This is a genomic window from Paenibacillus sp. AGC31 (assembly GCF_057334655.1).
The window spans coordinates 1-16128 of sequence record NZ_JBHFJH010000009.1 but is presented as its reverse complement, the minus strand read 5'-3'; the positions used below and the strand labels follow the sequence as shown (position 1 = coordinate 16128).

Sequence of the window (16128 nt, the reverse complement as noted above, 5' to 3'; positions counted from 1 at the left end):
TTTACGTATTTAATTGCTTGTTAGAAGTGTTCACAAAATTAGGCATTGCAAAATTAACCTTCCGGTATATATAATTAACTCAATTATACTATGACCCGTGGTTCATTACTACACCATCATATATATTAGGGCTTCATAGAAACAAAATAGGGAGATGAAGAGACAATGCAGGAAGGTTCGGGTTACGGCCGCTGGGTTGCTGGCAAACGAAGCAAATGGATTACGCTGTTGGTATGGATCATTATCGCCGTTGTGCTTGGCATGGTATGGCCTGCTGTAGGTGAACGTGAAACCAATAACGCACAGGATCTGAGTGAATCCAAACCATCGGTTCAGGCAGCTGCACTTGCCGAGAAGGAATTCCCTGGCGGTGAAGGACTGCCCGCGCTGATCGTATGGCGTCAAGCCGGCGGTCTGACGGATGAGCAAATTGAGAACATTCAGGCATTAACGGAGCGACTGGATCAAGATCCGGTAGAACAACAACAGTCCGTTGTGCCACTCTATCAATTACCACCACAGGCATTGAAAGGCCAGCTTTCGGAAGATGGAAGTACCTTGGTTATGCCACTTTTCTTCAATGAAGGTGCCGATTCGGAACAATTGAAGGAAGCTATTGAAGCACTTGAGCAAAAAACACAAGACATCTTCGGGGCAAACCCGTTCGATGTAGCCATAGATGATACCAATACACTGATTGCCCGTGTGACAGGGCCAGTAGGGATATCCATTGATGCGAGCGGGCTATTCTCCTCCGCCGATGTATCCTTGCTGATCGCTACGGTTGTTCTGGTATTAGTCCTGCTGTTGTTGATCTACCGCTCGCCGGTATTGGCAATTATCCCGATTATTGCGGTTGGTTTCGCGTATATGGTGACAAGCCCGATTCTGGGATTCATGGCGGATAAGGGCTGGATTACGGTAGACGCACAGTCGATCTCGATCATGACGGTATTGTTATTTGGAGCAGGAACAGACTATTGCTTGTTTATGATCTCCAGATACCGTCAAATTCTCTATCATGAGCCGGACAAAAAGAAAGCCATTTTTCAGGCAATTACCGGATCTTCCGGCGCCATTGCCATGAGTGGATTCACGGTCGTTGCAGCACTACTCGTGTTGTTGCTGGCTGAATACGGTGCATATCAACGCTTTGCCGTACCATTCAGTCTGTCCATCTTTATTATGTTTATTGCAAGTCTGACGCTGGTTCCGGCGCTCCTGGCGATCTTCGGTCGGGGTTCATTCTACCCGTTCGTACCACGTACACATGAGATGGAAGTGGAACGTGCGAAGAAAAAAGGCAAACCGGCTCCGGCCCCGCGCAAAATCAAGGAAAGCTGGATTGGCCGTGTTGTAGTAACAAAGCCATGGACCGTTCTTGCAATTACGTTGGTATTGCTGGGAGGACTGGCGGCATTCTCTACTCAGGTTAAATTCACGTATGATCTGTTGTCTTCCTTCCCGGAGGATGTGCCTTCCCGCGAAGGTTTCACCGCCATCGGTGAACAATTCTCCCAAGGTGAGCTGGCTCCAGTCAAAGTGATCGTTGATGCCGAAGGCAAAGAAACTGATCTGAAGCAACGTCTCGAATCGCTGGATTACATTAGCAAAGTAGGCGATGCTCAGCAGGGTGCCGAGAATGCCAACATTACCGCCTTTGATGTGGAATTCAATCTGAATCCATATTCCATGGAGGCAATGCAGCATATTCCTGATCTGCGGGCTACTGCGGAACAGGCGCTTCAAGATGCTGGTGTAGCTAATGTGGACAGTCAGGTCTGGATCGATGGTCAGACGGCTGAACAGTATGACATTGAAGTAACCGGAGAACGGGATGCCAAGATCATTATTCCGGTAGTCATCGGCATGATTACATTGTTACTACTGTTGTACTTGCGTTCAATCGTAGCCACAGCGTACTTGATTGCGACAGTCGTTCTGTCGTATTTCTCTGCACTGGGTCTGGGTTGGATCATCATTCACTACGGACTTGGCGCAGATGCCATTCAGGGAGCGATTCCGCTGTATTCCTTCGTATTCCTCGTGGCACTGGGTGAAGACTACAACATCTTCATGATCTCTAGCATCTGGCAGAAACGCAAAACGATGCCGCTTCGTCAAGCGATCAGAGAAGGTGTTGGCGAGACAAGTTCGGTTATTACATCTGCAGGTCTGATCTTGGCAGGAACGTTTGCGGTACTTGCTACATTGCCAATTCAGGTGTTGGTGCAGTTTGGTATAATCACAGCTGTTGGTGTGATGTTGGATACCTTCCTGGTTCGTCCATTCATGGTACCGGCGATCACCGCATTACTGGGCAAATGGGCCTTCTGGCCAGGCAAGTATGTGCCGATTGCCGAGAAGAATGAGGAGAAACAGAACCAGTCCATGTAATGCATGGATGGGGTGAGATGGACGGCAGGGCTTCAAGCCTGCTGTCCATTTCTTTATTTTCCGAACGATGATGACCTCTACCAGTTGTCCTCCTGAGATGGAATGGTGGAACTGTAAAATATCCGCAGGATGAGGCGTGATCCTTGTTTTCTTTGCATGGGGAAGGTTTACGTAGCTAAGGGTTATGGGACATAATAGAGAGAGCGTCGGCCTTGGGCAGACGGATGATCAACATCAATGGGACAACCAGGGGAAGGATGAAAGCAAGCATGACGAACCAACTTAATGTGTATTTCAACCATGACGGCGGCGTAGATGATCTCGTATCGCTGTTCATGCTTCTGCAAATGGACAATGTACATGTAACCGGCGTATCGGTTATCCCGGCAGACGGATATCTGGAGCCAGCAACAGATGCCAGCCGCAAAATTATCGATCGTTTCGGTACATATTCCGTAGAGGTATCCAAATCCAACTCCAGAGGGAAAAATCCATTTCCTGCGGCGTGGAGACTGCATTCCTTCTATGTAGATGCACTTCCTGTACTGAACGAGTCCGGCAAAATGGAAGCACCACTCTCTGCCGTTCCGGCTCATCAGCATCTGATCGAGAAAGTTCGCAATACCGAAGGCAAAACGTTGCTTCTGTTCACAGGCCCACTGACTGACCTTGCGCGTGCACTGGACGAAGCACCAGACATTGAAGAGAAAATCGACAAGCTGGTATGGATGGGTGGTACATTCGAGCGCGGTAACGTAGAAGAGCCTGAGCATGACGGCACAGCTGAATGGAACGTATTCTGGGACCCGGAAGCGGCTTACCGTGTATGGCAGAGCGGCATCCAGATCGATCTGGTTGCACTGGAAAGCACGAATAAAGTACCTCTGACTCCAGCCGTTCGTAACCGCTGGGCAGCAGAGCGTCGCTTCGAAGGCGTCGATTTCCTGGGTAACTGTTACGCAGGTTGTCCGCCACTGGTGTACAGTGAGACGAATTCCACATACTATCTGTGGGATGTACTGACAACGGCTTCCGTTGGACGCGAGGACATCGTGAAGAAGAAAACCGTGAACTGTATTGTCATCCCGGATGGTCCTAGCCAGGGCCGCACGGTGGAGCAAGCAGACGGACGTCCAGTACAACTGGTGTATGATACCGATCCGGAAGCGTTCTTTACGTACATGACGGATTTGGGTAAAAAAGCTGCTCCGCAGCGCTACTAATTCAGGCAGCCTTGGGGCTTGCCATCCTTAAAGGTACAACAAAAATAAAGCCGCAGGCAGTGGTCTGGGTATGGGGTTGAACCCCATAATCCCGTCCCTGCCGTGCGGCTTTTTGTTTTGGGCTGATCTGCAATCTAAGCTGCCTGCTATATTTTAAATCGACTAATCAACCCGTTCAACTCACTGGACAATACCCGCAGAGATTCGGCGGATGCACTCATCTCATCCATGGATTGCAGTTGGCTTCCGGTAGCATGAGACACCTTCTGTATGCTGGAAGAGGATTCGCGTGAGATATGTTCCATATCTTCCACAGAAGCGGATACTTCTTCTGCACTGGCAGACAGCTGCTCAGATGCTGCGGATACTTCGTGCAGACGTTCATTCATCGTCTCAATCCCGGTATGAATGGATGTGAATGAACGGCCTGCCTCCTGAACAACCGCGAGACCGGATTGGACTGCTGATGTGCTGGCAGACATATGTTCTGACAACAGGGCAGTCTGGCGTGTCATCTCGGCGATCAGTTCGGTGACATGCTGAGATGATTGCTCTGATTCCCCCGCAAGCTTGCGAACCTCTGAGGCAACCACCGCAAATCCGCTGCCATACTCTCCTGCACGTGCCGCTTCAATACTTGCATTAAGTGCGAGCAGATTGGTCTGTGAAGCGATGCCTTTCATCAGGTGTGCTACCGACTCAATTTTACCTGAGTACTGCTCCAGCTGAGAGGTGGAGGCCACCATCTGCACATTTGCTTGATGAATTTTGTCCATGCTGTCCATCGCCGTGTTGATGTTGGCTTGACCTTGCACCGCGTTATTGGTCGTTTCCTGTGATACATCCGCGACTATAGAAGAAGAGTTCGCAATGTGCTGCATGCTGCGCGTGATCTCTTCCATGGCTACCGTAACTTCGCCCGCACGAGCCACCTGTTCAGCAGCGCCACTGGCCGTATGATTCGTATGCTCGGCAATACGCTGGCTAGCTTCGGCAGTCGCCTGTGAATGTTTCGATACACCTTCTGCAGCCTGTAGCAGAGAATCGGAGCTTTGACGGATGCCCGTCATGACATCACGAGTACCTGTAACCAGATGTTTGAACTCCGAAGCGAGCTGTCCTACCTCGTCCTTGCGACTAAGTTCAACGTTGACGGTCAGGTCGCCTTTTCCTACCTGGGTGATTAACTTCTTCAACTTTACCAATGGACGGGTCAAGTAGTGGGCGAATCCATACACCAACAAGACACTCAGCAGAACAATAGCCAAGGCTGTCCAGATCATGGTCATTCGGTTGCGGGACATCAGTTTATAGACCGCAGTGGAATCCAGATCCGCACCGACCAATCCTAGTACTTTTCCGTCATCCCCATGGATTGGCACATATGCTGTAATGGTAGCGCCATATTCATCCTGTGTGAGTTCGCCCCGAATAGGCTCATTCTGTTCAAAAGCTTGCAGCATTCCTTCATAATGGGTCTCTTCTGCGGAACCGTAAGGAGAGAAGTCATCCTCTGCCACATCGGCAGCAGCCCCATCCACAACGTAGAAATATGTATTTGTTCCATTTTCTTCGCGTGTACCAAGGGTGTACAGATACTTGAGCCCATTGGCCTCGCGCAGTTGACTAAGCTGCTCACGCAATGTGCCATAATACGCTGTCTCGGCCTGTCCGGTACTGAGTGGTGCATACAGCGAGGTGTCAATTAATGCAGCTGCACGTTCAGCCACAGCCTGTGCCTGCATCCCCATGGATTGCTCGACCAATTGAGCCGATGAACGGTACATGGTAATGCCAAGAACCGCACCCGCGGCCAGCATCAGACAAGAAAAAAATAAAAAGATCCTCATAAACAAACTGTTCATTGGTAAAAGTGTTCCCCCTTGATCTGTTGAATCAATCTTCTCTTTGTCTCTTTACTTGATGCTTGTCGTTCTTCTTTGGTTCGTATGTATTGTATATCAAATATACCATTTTCTACTTGAAATATCGGCATCCGGTCCATAAAGAATTAGCCCCCGAGTCAATTTGATCCGGGAGCTAGTTTTGTTTCAATCCTATATTGACCATGCCCATCATTGGAAGAAGCCTCATTGTTACTCCTTAGAGGGGCTTCATATGACTGAGTGATTACGTCATTACATCGTTCCGCCGCCCTGGCGAACAGAGGCAGGAATCTTTTCAGGTCCCTGATTAATATATTTATTGATAAAAGTACCCACCTTGGCATCGTCGAATTGGTCGAGCTTCATTGTTTTGGTCCATGCGGTCACCACGACTTCACTGCCTTCGGGAATATCCTTGTTGGGTACAGCCAGAATACCTGCTCCGGCTTCGCGGAATTTAGCGAGGTATTTCAGATGTTCCTTCAAATCCTCGCTTGCGTTCTCACGATAATAGATGATGATATCCCCGTGCTCCAGATTGTGTACCAGGTAATTGTAGCCCGGGAAGTCGGTGTAAAATCCAAACTTGATATCATGCGGATTATGCGGCCCCGATGTTGGAATTGTCATCTCATACTGGATAGGGTCCTCCGTATGGTCAGCCCCATAATATTTATCGTCTGTAACATCGATGGTCGCGTTGGATGCCAGATCGGCTACATTATATGTTTTACCTGCTCCTTGCATAAAGAACAGGCCAAACATAATTATCGACACAGCTATCATTACATGTGCAGCCAGCCGAAGGGATCGACTTTTTTTCTGGATGTCCGCCCGCTCTTTCTTTTTCATGTGGCCCAGGATTTTGCCCTGTGTGCGTGATGCCCAGATATAGGCGGCGATGGAGAACAGTAATACGATTACACCTACGATGAGCCACAGGTAGGATGTACCTGCCTCGTGCTCCATTTGCATATGATTCATATGAGTCATGTCCATAGAGAGTTCCTCTGCTTTCTGTGTAAAATGAGTGATTAATACACTACATAATGTAGTGTTAGTGGCAACGGTGAATCCGCTCATTACGTAACGGGAGTTGCTGGTTCCGTGTTTGTTACGTAAATAAGAACATACCTGTTGCACTACACATTATAGTGTATGAAACATGCTCGGCGCAATGCTGCCTTAGAAAACCAAAAAAGACGTTCCCCGAGTGAGCAGGGAGCGCCTTAATATAATCTAATGGGATAACAGCGATCGGAAGGTTGTTCTGTCATCGAAGTAACAAGTGTAAATAATCTTTAGTTAAACTTATATAATTCACAGACGACCAAACGGTGAAAGCATTAGGCGGATCAGTCCAATGATAATCTCACCCAACAATCGATACAGAATAAAGAATACGACCACATTGGCGATCAGCACACTGTACATGCTATCGATGGCTGCTTGGGTACGATTCAGTGGATATTGGAACAGCACCGAGTTCAGAGCAACAAAGATAATGATATACGAGACAGCAAGCAATGAGATCGCGATGGAATACGAGATGATAATAAACAAATTCGCCAGAACAAGGGATACGACAGCAGGAACAAGCAATGTACCAAACTGGGCAACCAGTGTTTTGGGGCGGAAGGTTATTTTTTCAATCTTCAGAATAGCGTACATCAGTGCAATAGAGGCAATCAGGATAATGACGGTGAACAATAGCGGCCTTAAAAATCCACCAATGAACAAGCCGTCCATGCCTATGCGACTAAAGGTAATTAAGAAGTATGTAGAAGATAGAACTGCAATTAGCGCCATCGTTAGCCATCCATTTAGTGAATGCTGGTCGCCAACGGTTTTCATCGTCTGATAAGGACGGGCCAATACACTGAGGAAATAGGACAGATACTGTTTACTTACTTCTTTGGCTTGCTGAACTTTCTCATTCTGCACAATATTATTCCACTGATTGGAGCTATTGCCTCCTTCAGAAACATGGTCATTGGTACCTGTTGATTCTCTCGCCTGTTCCTTGTGAATGGAGACGGATGGTGTGTTGGATGGAGCAGATGTCTGGGAAGAGGTAGCCTGCGTGCTGGACCAACGGGTATATTCGGGTTCGGAAGTAGCAGCAGATTCCGGGTTCGGTACAGGAGTTGATGATGAAGTTGTTTGGGTTAGATTAGAGCCGCACCTCTCGCAAAAATGGGCATCTCCATTTTCATGATTACATACTGGACATTTCATGGTATAAGCCTCCAATTTCTAGAAAATAAAAACATGTCAACATTGTGTCTCATTTTAACGGTTAATGACGAAGTTTGTCTATGTTTCGCAGGAATAAGTGCCCATTTAGGGAAAGTTGAAACAAAGCCACGAATCCTCTGTATGAAAGCGGAGTGTAGAAGCAACAATAGTATAGGAATGACATGCAGGCATATTAATGTAAATTCACTGTGGTATAAGCCGATTTGTTTTCTGCTGTTAATGTCTCATCGTTCGCTTTTATGTGTTATTATCATGTTAACTATATCTTTTGGGTTGCCTATGATCGTATATTTATGTATAATCAATCGTGTTAACACGTCGAATGTACGGTAGTAAGAGATGTGGGTGAGTTCATGGAACAACTGGACAGCAATGAGAGCAAGAAGAAGATGTGCCAGTATTATAACGAAATTTCGAAGGAACTGTTCGGATTTGGCACCACTCTCCTGAGAGTGACCATTGACCAGAATATTGTGACCTTCTACGCGAAGCACCGACGTTCACCGCGCTCTGACGCCCTGGAAGGGGAGGCCCCCGGCTTAAAGCTGGAAGTGGACTTCCGCATGTCTGTCTTATATAAGAAGAAATTCCGGGAGAAGCTCGAGCAACACATGGGTTTGCCAATCGAAGCTATATTGCGGGATTATGATGCGTCCACTCAGTGGGCGATCACGAATGTGATTCTGGAACAGGCCTAGGATGGATCGGCAGGATTGATTCTTGTTGATATATACGGAGGTTATGGCCCGGATTCATGATCAGGTTCCGTACAATTTCATATGATGGCGTCTGTCTTTGGATTGATTCTGAAGCAGAAACCGATGATGTACCGGCAGCGGGTGTCGCTTTCCTTTGTTTACGAAGAAAAGTGTTCTTGTTTATACAAGAGCACTTTTCTTTTTGTTTTTTCATACACATCACACATATCAGGGGGAATAAGGATCATGATGAAAAAGTGGATTAGCGGTTTGGCAGCAGTGGCAATGACATCGGTATTACTTGCAGGTTGTGGCAGCAGTACGGAGGATGCAACAGGCGGATCAGGCAGTGGGGGAACCGCAGCTAACAAATTGGTTATCTCCACTTGGGGCTTCTCCGAAGATTTCTTCAATGAAGAAGTATTTGGTCCATTCGAAAAAGAACATAATGTAGACATCGTGCTCGAAGTCGGCAATAACGCTGAACGTCTGAACAAAATTCGTCAAGGTACATCAAATGTTGATGTTATCTACCTGTCTGATTACTATGCACAACAAGGTATCGATGAAGGTCTGTTTGAGAAAATCGACCGCTCCAAAATTCCAAATGTAAATGACATTTATGATATTGCCAAAGCACCACTTGGTGAAGATTATGGCCCGGCCTACACCGTTGGACAGCTCGGTATTGCTTATAACCCGGATCTCGTATCCAAAGAAGTGACTTCATGGAGTGACCTGTGGGACCCGGCGTTCGAGGGTAATCTGACCATCCCGAATATTACAGCAACAGCTGGCCCAATGGTTGTGGATGCAGCTTCCCGTGTAGCTGGGAACGATACGTTTAATGAAGATGCGGCATTTGCTGAACTGAAAAAACTGAGCGGCAATGTGGTTAAATTCTATAGCCAAACTTCCGAGTTCGTGAACATGTTCTCCCAAGAAGAGATTGCGGGCGGACCGATCATGGAAATGTATTTCAAAGATCTGAAAGCAGCCGTGCCTAATGCCAAGTTTGTTACACCTAGCGAAGGTGCATATGCCGTGATGAACACAATCAATGTCGTGAAAGGCAGCAAAAACAAAGAGCTGGCTGAAGAGTTCATCAACTGGCAGCTGAGCCAGGATGTACAAGCGAAATCTGCTAAAGCCAAGGTCGATTCCCCGGTTAACACAAAGGTTGAACTGACTGCTGAAGAAGCAGAAGGTGTAACATACGGCGCTGAAGTTGTTGAGAAGCTCAACAAGCTGGATATGGAATTCGTGAATCAACAGGTTAAGGGCTGGACAGATCGCTGGAACCGTGAGATTGCACAATAAAAACAAGTAACCGACTGATTTAAAAGTATCTTTGATCAACATGTTCAACTTATATCATTTGCAGCAAGCAACCATATCACCGTATAGGAGTTGAGAACGGATGAGTGAAGCGCAAAATCGCATCATTCTGGACGTGGACACGGGGATTGACGATGCACTGGCGATCTTGCTGGCGGTCAAAAGCCGGAAGCTGGACATCCTCGGTATCACCACAGTCTGTGGGAACGTATCACTCCAGCAGGCAACAGAGAATACGTGCAAAATTCTTGAACTCGCGGGTGCACCAACGATCCCGGTCATTGCCGGAGCAGCTGGACCGCTTACTCGCAAGTCGCATTATGAACACCGGGTACATGGACAGGACGGGTTGGGCGGTGCGCTGCCTGATCCGGCCGTGTCTAAGAAAGCCGAGGAAGGTTTTGCGCCAGACTTTATCGTGGAGCAAGCCAAGTTGTATCCAGGCGAACTGACATTAATTATGACCGCACCATTAACCAACTTGGCCCTCGCGTTGATGAAGTGTCCTGAACTGCCTTCTTTATTGAAGGAAGTCATCTTCATGGGTGGTGTTGTTCGCGGACATGGCAATATTACACCGACTGCCGAGTACAACACATACGCTGATCCAGAAGCAGCTCGCATCGTACTGCACGCAGGCATCGAGAAGCTTACTCAGGTCGGACTGGATGTGACGCGTCAAACATTGCTGAATGAAGCAACGATTGAGCGCCTCACAGATCCTGTAATTCGTGCATACGTCGCTCAAAGCACAGAGATTTATATCAACCGTTATGAACAAATGAACGGCGTCCGCGCTTGCGCTTTACATGACCCACTAGCCGTGGGTGTAGCCCTTGCCCCGGAACTGGTAGGACGCAAATCGTATTATGTCGATGTCGAAACCGCCAGCCGCCTGTGCGATGGTCAGATGGTATGCGACTTCCAAAACCGTTTGGGTGAGCAACCCAACACCCTCGTCTGCGAAACTGTAGATGCAGAAAGCTTCCTTGAACTGTTTATCAACGCGTTAAACGCGTAGTTATGATAGTTAAATTCATATTTTACACAATAACGTAGTGACAGAAGAAAGCTGGAGAAGCGAAGCGTTCGCCTTTATCCCCGGATTTCCCCTTTTAAATAAGGATCAAAAAATCTGGGGATAACAGCGATCGAAAGATTCTTCTGGCACGGAGTGAGCTAGTGTAAAGTTGTGCTTTTAACGTGTGAATAAAACCATTTTAAAAGTCAGGAGTATCGCGATGAAGAAATCAGTAATCTACTGGCTATTGCTGCCGGGATTTGTGTTTTTGGCGGCATTTATGATCATTCCGATTGTCCTGACGATCGGGTCGACGTTTTTCCAAGAAAACTCCTTTACGTTTGAAGGATACATGCATTTTTTCAGAGACCCATACTTTTTGAAAATATTGCTTACGACGCTGCAAGTCAGCGTGGTCACCACCATCGTCTGTGTGGTGCTCGGATTCCCGACAGCTTATTATATCTCGCAGAAAGCGCCGCGCCGTAAAGGCATTTTGCTGGCACTGGCGATCTTCCCACTGCTGACGAGCCCGGTCGTGCGCTCGTTTAGCTGGATGATCATTCTTGGACGCAAAGGGCTGATTAATAATACCCTTGTTGGTCTGGGTATCGTGGACAAGCCGCTGGACATTCTGTACACGCCGGCAGCGATGATGATCGGTCTGACACACCTGTTCCTGCCATTGATGATTATCTCTCTGGTGGGTGTGCTGGAGAACATTGACGGTGACCTGCTCAAAGCAGCACAAAGTCTGGGTGCATCGCGCATTACGGCATTCCGCCGGGTCGTGTTCCCACTGGCTGTGCCAGGACTTGTGATCGGAGCCGTGCTTGTCTTTGTTGGAAGCCTGACGGCGTATACCACACCTGCCCTCCTTGGAGGCAAGCAGCGTGTAATTGCTACGTTCCTGTATCAGAACGCCATGACTCTCAACGACTGGTATCTGGCCTCGGTTGTTGCCGCGATTATGATTGTAATTACATTTGTCGTGGTCGGTGTCATGAACAAAATGGCCAAAACTTTAAATCCGAAGGGGTAGACATATGCGGGAGAAACATATCGGGCTGGGCCTGTTCAGTCTGCTGGTCTTTATCTTTCTGCTGGGCCCGCTTCTGATCATATCGGTCACTTCGTTTGAACCGGGAACGGTACTCAAATTTCCGCCGGAAGGGTTCTCCTTCCGCTGGTATGAGAATATTTTCAACACAGGCGGTTTCCTTCGCACATTCCAGACGTCCATCATCATTTCCTTACTGGGAAACTTGTTGGCACTGGTGCTCGGAGTTCCGGCTGCGTATGCACTTAGTCGTTACGATTTCAAAGGCAAGTCCGTGCTGAACGCACTGTTCCTGTCCCCGGTACTGATCCCGGGAATCGTGCTTGGTTTTACATTGATGAAATACCTGATCGTAATCTACCATCTGCCGATGTATCTCGGACTGTTGATCGGTCATACGATTATCATGCTTCCATTCATCATTCGGGTTATCGCGTCGAGTCTGTCGAGCTTTGACTTTGCAGTGGAAGAAGCTGCGCTGAGTCTTGGTGCGGGACGGGTAAGAACGTTCTTCACGATCGTGCTTCCCAACATCCGCTCAGGAATTATCGCTGCCGTGCTGATTGCTTTCCTGGAGTCCTTCAACAACGTGGACATCTCGGTGTTCATGACCGGACCAGGGGTAAGCACATTACCGATCCAGATGCTGACGTATGTGGAGAATTATTTTGACCCAACGATTGCAGCGATTTCCGTGCTGTTAATGGTGCTGACCGGACTCTTAATGTTTGTGATCGAACGGATCATGGGCGGATTTTCATACTTTACTAAACGTTAATTGGAGGCGCAGAACGCTATGGCATTGCTGACATTAGACCACGTATCCGTGGCATACGATAAGCAGACAATCCTGAAGGATTTTCAGTTGGAGCTGGAAAAAGGTAAACTGCTCTCCCTGCTCGGACCGAGCGGTTGCGGCAAAACAACTACGCTGCGCCTCATCGCCGGATTCCTGGAAGCATCACAGGGCAAGTTTATGTTTGGCGGCAAGGATTATACGAAGGTTCCGGCGAACAAGCGGAACTTCGGATTTGTATTTCAGAGTTATGCGTTATTCCCGCATCTGTCTGTCTATGACAACGTGGCCTTTGGCCTGCGGATGCGTAAAGTAAAAGACAAGGATATCTCTTCCCGTGTGATGCGAATCCTGGAAGTGGTTAACCTGAATGGATTTGAGAAACGTTTTCCACAAGAATTGTCTGGTGGACAGCGTCAACGTGTGGCGATTGCCCGCGCATTGGTCATTGAACCTGACCTGCTCTTGTTCGACGAGCCACTCAGTAACCTGGATGCCAACCTGCGACTCAACATGCGGGTGGAGATTCGCCGGATTCAGCAAGAGCTGGGTATTACAACGCTGTATGTCTCTCATGACCAGGAAGAGTGCTTCTCGATCTCGGATCAGGTAGCGATTATGAACAAAGGCGTGGTTGAGCAGCTCGACCGCCCGGAAACCATTTTCAAATATCCGGCAACGGAGTTTGTAGCACGATTCATCGGGTTCCATAATTTCATTGAATTCGCGGAGCGCAGTGATGCAGGTGAAGTGATTACACTGACCGCAGGTGGACGTACGTTTACAGCAACGGCGCATCCTGGAACAGCACGTCCCGGTGCACGCAAAGGTGCGATTCGCCCGGATGATCTGATCGTTAGTGGAGATACTTCTGCGGATGTGGTGAATGCTTTGCCGGGGATTATCAAGGTCAGCACGTATCTGGGACGCAGTTATCAGTATGTAATTGAGACGGAACTGGGTGACTTTACAGCAAATCAGGAGATGGAAACACCGTACCTTAGTGGGCAACGTGTTAGCCTGATCTTCCCACAGGACAAGCTTGTGCTGGTGGAGTAGTCGTGATTGTAAGGAACAGTATTAAGAAATAAGAGCAGCAAAGAAGGCATTTCATGCGATGATTCCGGGCGAGACAGTGATACGCAATCAAGTGCAGTGCATCAGATTAAAATACAGGTTCATTGTCCAGTCCGGATCGTGGTGAAATGCTTGTGAAGAAGGAGATTATGCCCCATGCGTGCAGATCAACTAATTGTGAATGTACATGTGTATAACAGTTATTATAAACGGTTTGAAATGAACAACGTTGCAGTACTCGACGGCAGATTCCTATATGTTGGACCCGGCGGACCGGAGATGATTCAGGCAGACGAAGTCATTGATGCGCGGGGAAGATACATGATTCCTGGCTTGATCGATATCCATCTGCATATCGAAAGTACAATGGTGACACCGGAAACCTTTTCCCATGGTCTGATTGGCTGCGGGGTAACATCCATTGTAGCGGAACCGCATGAGATGGCGAATGTGTTCGGGCTGGAGGGTGTGCAGGAGATGATGGTTGCGAGTCGGGAGACGACAGTGGACATGTTCTATGCGATCCCAAGTTCCGTTCCGGCAACCCCGATGGAGACAACAGGCGGTTCGATTGAAATCGAAGATATGGACGTGCTGCTCGCGACTGGCGAGATCATCTGTCTGGGCGAGATCATGAACTATGTCGATGTCATCCGTGATCCGGAATGCAAGACAAACCAGATTCTACAGCATATCCGCAAAAACTATCCGGATCTTGTGATCGAAGGACATACACCGAAACTGCTTGGACTCGATCTGCATCGACTGATCTACGCAGGTATTGATTCCGATCATACTCATCAGAGCATTGAGGGATTACAGGCGCGGATTGCGGCAGGTATGTTTATTGAAATTCAAGAGAAATCAATGACCCCGGAAGTCATGGAGTACCTGATTCAACATGATGTGGCGCAGCATTTCTGCTTCGTAACAGATGATGTAATGCCGGATTCACTGGTGGAGCGTGGTCATCTGGATCATATCGTACGCAAGGCAATTCAGATGGGGATGCGTCCGGAAGACGCGATTTATGCAGCAACATCAACCCCTGCTTCCCGGATGAAAATGACCGATCGTGGCAGCGTTGCCCCAGGCAAAGTAGCCGATTATGTGTTGTTATCTAACCTGGAGGAGCTCGCTATTGATCAGGTGTACAAAAACGGCCGCAAAGCTTATGACGATTACGAACCGTATAAGCAGGAACGCATAACCGGGCAGTTCCCACCTCACTTCTATAAGAGTGTACAGTTGGAGAAGCTGGGCGTAGCGGATTTTGCAATTCAGTTGTCAGACCCAAAAGTCAGTGGATCAGGGGTTGATCTCGCTGGTGAAGGTGAGTACCAATGCCGTGTCATGATGGTCAAGGATGGTTCTACTTTTGTGGAAGAGCATATTGCATCGGTTCAGTCCTCAGATGGCGAATTGCAGTGGGAAGAAAGTGGATATGCGCAGATCGCGACCTTTGAACGTTATGGCGTGAACGGCAATCGTGCACGTGGCCTGATCGGTGGAGACACCATCAAACGCGGCGCCATTGCAACGACATATTCACACGACAATCACAACCTGCTGGTTGTAGGACGTAATCGTGAAGATATGATATTGGCAGCTAACACGGTAATTTCGAGCCAGGGTGGGTTCTGTGTGGTGGAAGATGGCAAGGTGCTGTCCCATCTGGAACTTCCTGTAGGTGGCATTTTGACGGAAGAACCACTTGCAGTGGTTTCCCATCAAGTGAAGGAATTGAGAGCAGCGATGTTGTCTCTTGGATATGTGCATTACAACCCAATCATGTCGATCAGCACCCATTCCCTTGCGGTAAGTCCCGCGTTGAAGATTACGGACCATGGCTTGATTGATGTGAATGCAGGTAAGGTTGTATCGTTGATTGTATAGTTTGAAGACACATATGTCGTGATGCACATGAAAAAACACCCTATTTGGTATTATCCCCTTTAAGTAGACACTTGAAAAAGCCTTCATGTTATCATGAGGGTTCAAGTGACACTTGGAGGGGATATTTTTATGGCAAAAAAAGGACAAACATTTCAGACGTATACCGAAGAATTTAAATTGAATGCGGTTAGATCCTATGTCGAAGGGTCTTCAAGTTATAAAGTGGTAGCTGAACGCGAAGGAATTCGAAACTGTTCACAACTGAAGGTGTGGGTGAAAAAGTGGAAAAACGGGGAAGCGTTCGATGAGCGAAAAAACAATGTTCCGAATCCAATGAAAGGACTTCCCCGTACTGCCTTTAGCAGTGTAGAAGAAGAACGTGACTACCTTCAAGCACAGGTGGATTATTTAAAAAAGCGGTATCCAAATCTAGTAAAGGAGAAGCGCTGAGCCAACGGGAGAACTACGATATCATTG

The 16128-nt window shown here is 47.9% G+C and carries 13 protein-coding genes; 10 read left to right on the top strand and 3 right to left on the bottom strand.

The genetic code is table 11. The annotated features are described in order from the left end of the window. Positions 1 to 165: 165 nt before the first annotated feature. On the top strand, positions 166 to 2397 hold the full coding sequence (locus ACE04G_RS05810) for an MMPL family transporter (RefSeq protein ID WP_449005146.1): 2232 nt from the start codon (positions 166 to 168) through the stop codon (positions 2395 to 2397). A 269-nt stretch (positions 2398 to 2666) separates the two neighbouring features. Continuing rightward, positions 2667 to 3620 (top strand): nucleoside hydrolase, encoded by a 954-nt coding sequence (locus ACE04G_RS05805; protein WP_017691781.1) that lies wholly within the window; start codon positions 2667 to 2669, stop codon positions 3618 to 3620. Positions 3621 to 3766: 146 nt separating this feature from the next. Here ACE04G_RS05805 and ACE04G_RS05800 read toward each other — a convergent pair whose 3' ends face one another. The 3 genes from ACE04G_RS05800 to ACE04G_RS05790 form a co-directional block, all read right to left on the bottom strand. Continuing rightward, positions 3767 to 5485, bottom strand: a complete 1719-nt coding sequence (locus ACE04G_RS05800) for a methyl-accepting chemotaxis protein (protein WP_449005145.1) — start codon at positions 5483 to 5485, stop codon at positions 3767 to 3769. 273 nt (positions 5486 to 5758) lie between these two features. Next, a complete protein-coding gene (locus tag ACE04G_RS05795; RefSeq protein WP_405130978.1) occupies positions 5759 to 6505 on the bottom strand; it encodes a DUF3105 domain-containing protein in 747 nt (248 codons plus the stop codon). Positions 6506 to 6826: 321 nt separating this feature from the next. After that, positions 6827 to 7744 (bottom strand): hypothetical protein, encoded by a 918-nt coding sequence (locus ACE04G_RS05790; protein WP_449005143.1) that lies wholly within the window; start codon positions 7742 to 7744, stop codon positions 6827 to 6829. Positions 7745 to 8118: 374 nt separating this feature from the next. Between ACE04G_RS05790 and ACE04G_RS05785 the strand changes: the two genes are divergently transcribed. The 8 genes from ACE04G_RS05785 (at position 8119) to ACE04G_RS05750 (ending at position 16101) form a co-directional block, all read left to right on the top strand. After that, positions 8119 to 8463, top strand: a complete 345-nt coding sequence (locus ACE04G_RS05785; protein ID WP_449005173.1) for a DUF2294 domain-containing protein — start codon at positions 8119 to 8121, stop codon at positions 8461 to 8463. Positions 8464 to 8712: 249 nt separating this feature from the next. Beyond that, complete coding sequence (locus ACE04G_RS05780; protein WP_221820266.1) at positions 8713 to 9783, top strand: ABC transporter substrate-binding protein; 1071 nt, start codon at positions 8713 to 8715, stop codon at positions 9781 to 9783. Positions 9784 to 9883: 100 nt separating this feature from the next. Then, positions 9884 to 10822, top strand: coding sequence for a nucleoside hydrolase (locus ACE04G_RS05775; RefSeq protein WP_339306029.1), 939 nt, complete (start codon positions 9884 to 9886; stop codon positions 10820 to 10822). 220 nt (positions 10823 to 11042) lie between these two features. Continuing rightward, positions 11043 to 11864, top strand: a complete 822-nt coding sequence (locus ACE04G_RS05770) for an ABC transporter permease (RefSeq protein ID WP_036612869.1) — start codon at positions 11043 to 11045, stop codon at positions 11862 to 11864. Between the two features lie 4 nt (positions 11865 to 11868). After that, entirely contained in the window at positions 11869 to 12660 is a 792-nt protein-coding gene (locus ACE04G_RS05765; protein WP_017691790.1) for an ABC transporter permease, read from the top strand. An 18-nt stretch (positions 12661 to 12678) separates the two neighbouring features. Next, positions 12679 to 13737, top strand: a complete 1059-nt coding sequence (locus ACE04G_RS05760) for an ABC transporter ATP-binding protein (RefSeq protein ID WP_047840797.1) — start codon at positions 12679 to 12681, stop codon at positions 13735 to 13737. A 174-nt stretch (positions 13738 to 13911) separates the two neighbouring features. Continuing rightward, positions 13912 to 15651, top strand: a complete 1740-nt coding sequence (locus tag ACE04G_RS05755; RefSeq protein WP_449005142.1) for an adenine deaminase — start codon at positions 13912 to 13914, stop codon at positions 15649 to 15651. A 129-nt stretch (positions 15652 to 15780) separates the two neighbouring features. Next, the gene (locus ACE04G_RS05750) at positions 15781 to 16101 is read left to right on the top strand and encodes a transposase (protein WP_221819655.1); all 321 of its coding nucleotides are present in this window, start codon (positions 15781 to 15783) and stop codon (positions 16099 to 16101) included. Positions 16102 to 16128: the final 27 nt, after the last annotated feature.

What these genes read in the sequence shown, in the direction of transcription:
- ACE04G_RS05785 (WP_449005173.1), top strand. Translation starts at nt 8,119, where the DNA reads ATGGAACAACTGGACAGCAATGAGAGCAAGAAGAAGATGTGCCAGTAT.
- ACE04G_RS05810 (WP_449005146.1), top strand. Translation starts at nt 166, where the DNA reads ATGCAGGAAGGTTCGGGTTACGGCCGCTGGGTTGCTGGCAAACGAAGC.
- ACE04G_RS05765 (WP_017691790.1), top strand. Translation starts at nt 11,869, where the DNA reads ATGCGGGAGAAACATATCGGGCTGGGCCTGTTCAGTCTGCTGGTCTTT.
- ACE04G_RS05750 (WP_221819655.1), top strand. Translation starts at nt 15,781, where the DNA reads ATGGCAAAAAAAGGACAAACATTTCAGACGTATACCGAAGAATTTAAA.
- ACE04G_RS05795 (WP_405130978.1), bottom strand. Translation starts at nt 6,505, where the DNA reads ATGGACATGACTCATATGAATCATATGCAAATGGAGCACGAGGCAGGT.
- ACE04G_RS05760 (WP_047840797.1), top strand. Translation starts at nt 12,679, where the DNA reads ATGGCATTGCTGACATTAGACCACGTATCCGTGGCATACGATAAGCAG.
- ACE04G_RS05790 (WP_449005143.1), bottom strand. Translation starts at nt 7,744, where the DNA reads ATGAAATGTCCAGTATGTAATCATGAAAATGGAGATGCCCATTTTTGC.
- ACE04G_RS05755 (WP_449005142.1), top strand. Translation starts at nt 13,912, where the DNA reads ATGCGTGCAGATCAACTAATTGTGAATGTACATGTGTATAACAGTTAT.
- ACE04G_RS05805 (WP_017691781.1), top strand. Translation starts at nt 2,667, where the DNA reads ATGACGAACCAACTTAATGTGTATTTCAACCATGACGGCGGCGTAGAT.
- ACE04G_RS05770 (WP_036612869.1), top strand. Translation starts at nt 11,043, where the DNA reads ATGAAGAAATCAGTAATCTACTGGCTATTGCTGCCGGGATTTGTGTTT.
- ACE04G_RS05775 (WP_339306029.1), top strand. Translation starts at nt 9,884, where the DNA reads ATGAGTGAAGCGCAAAATCGCATCATTCTGGACGTGGACACGGGGATT.
- ACE04G_RS05780 (WP_221820266.1), top strand. Translation starts at nt 8,713, where the DNA reads ATGAAAAAGTGGATTAGCGGTTTGGCAGCAGTGGCAATGACATCGGTA.
- ACE04G_RS05800 (WP_449005145.1), bottom strand. Translation starts at nt 5,485, where the DNA reads ATGAACAGTTTGTTTATGAGGATCTTTTTATTTTTTTCTTGTCTGATG.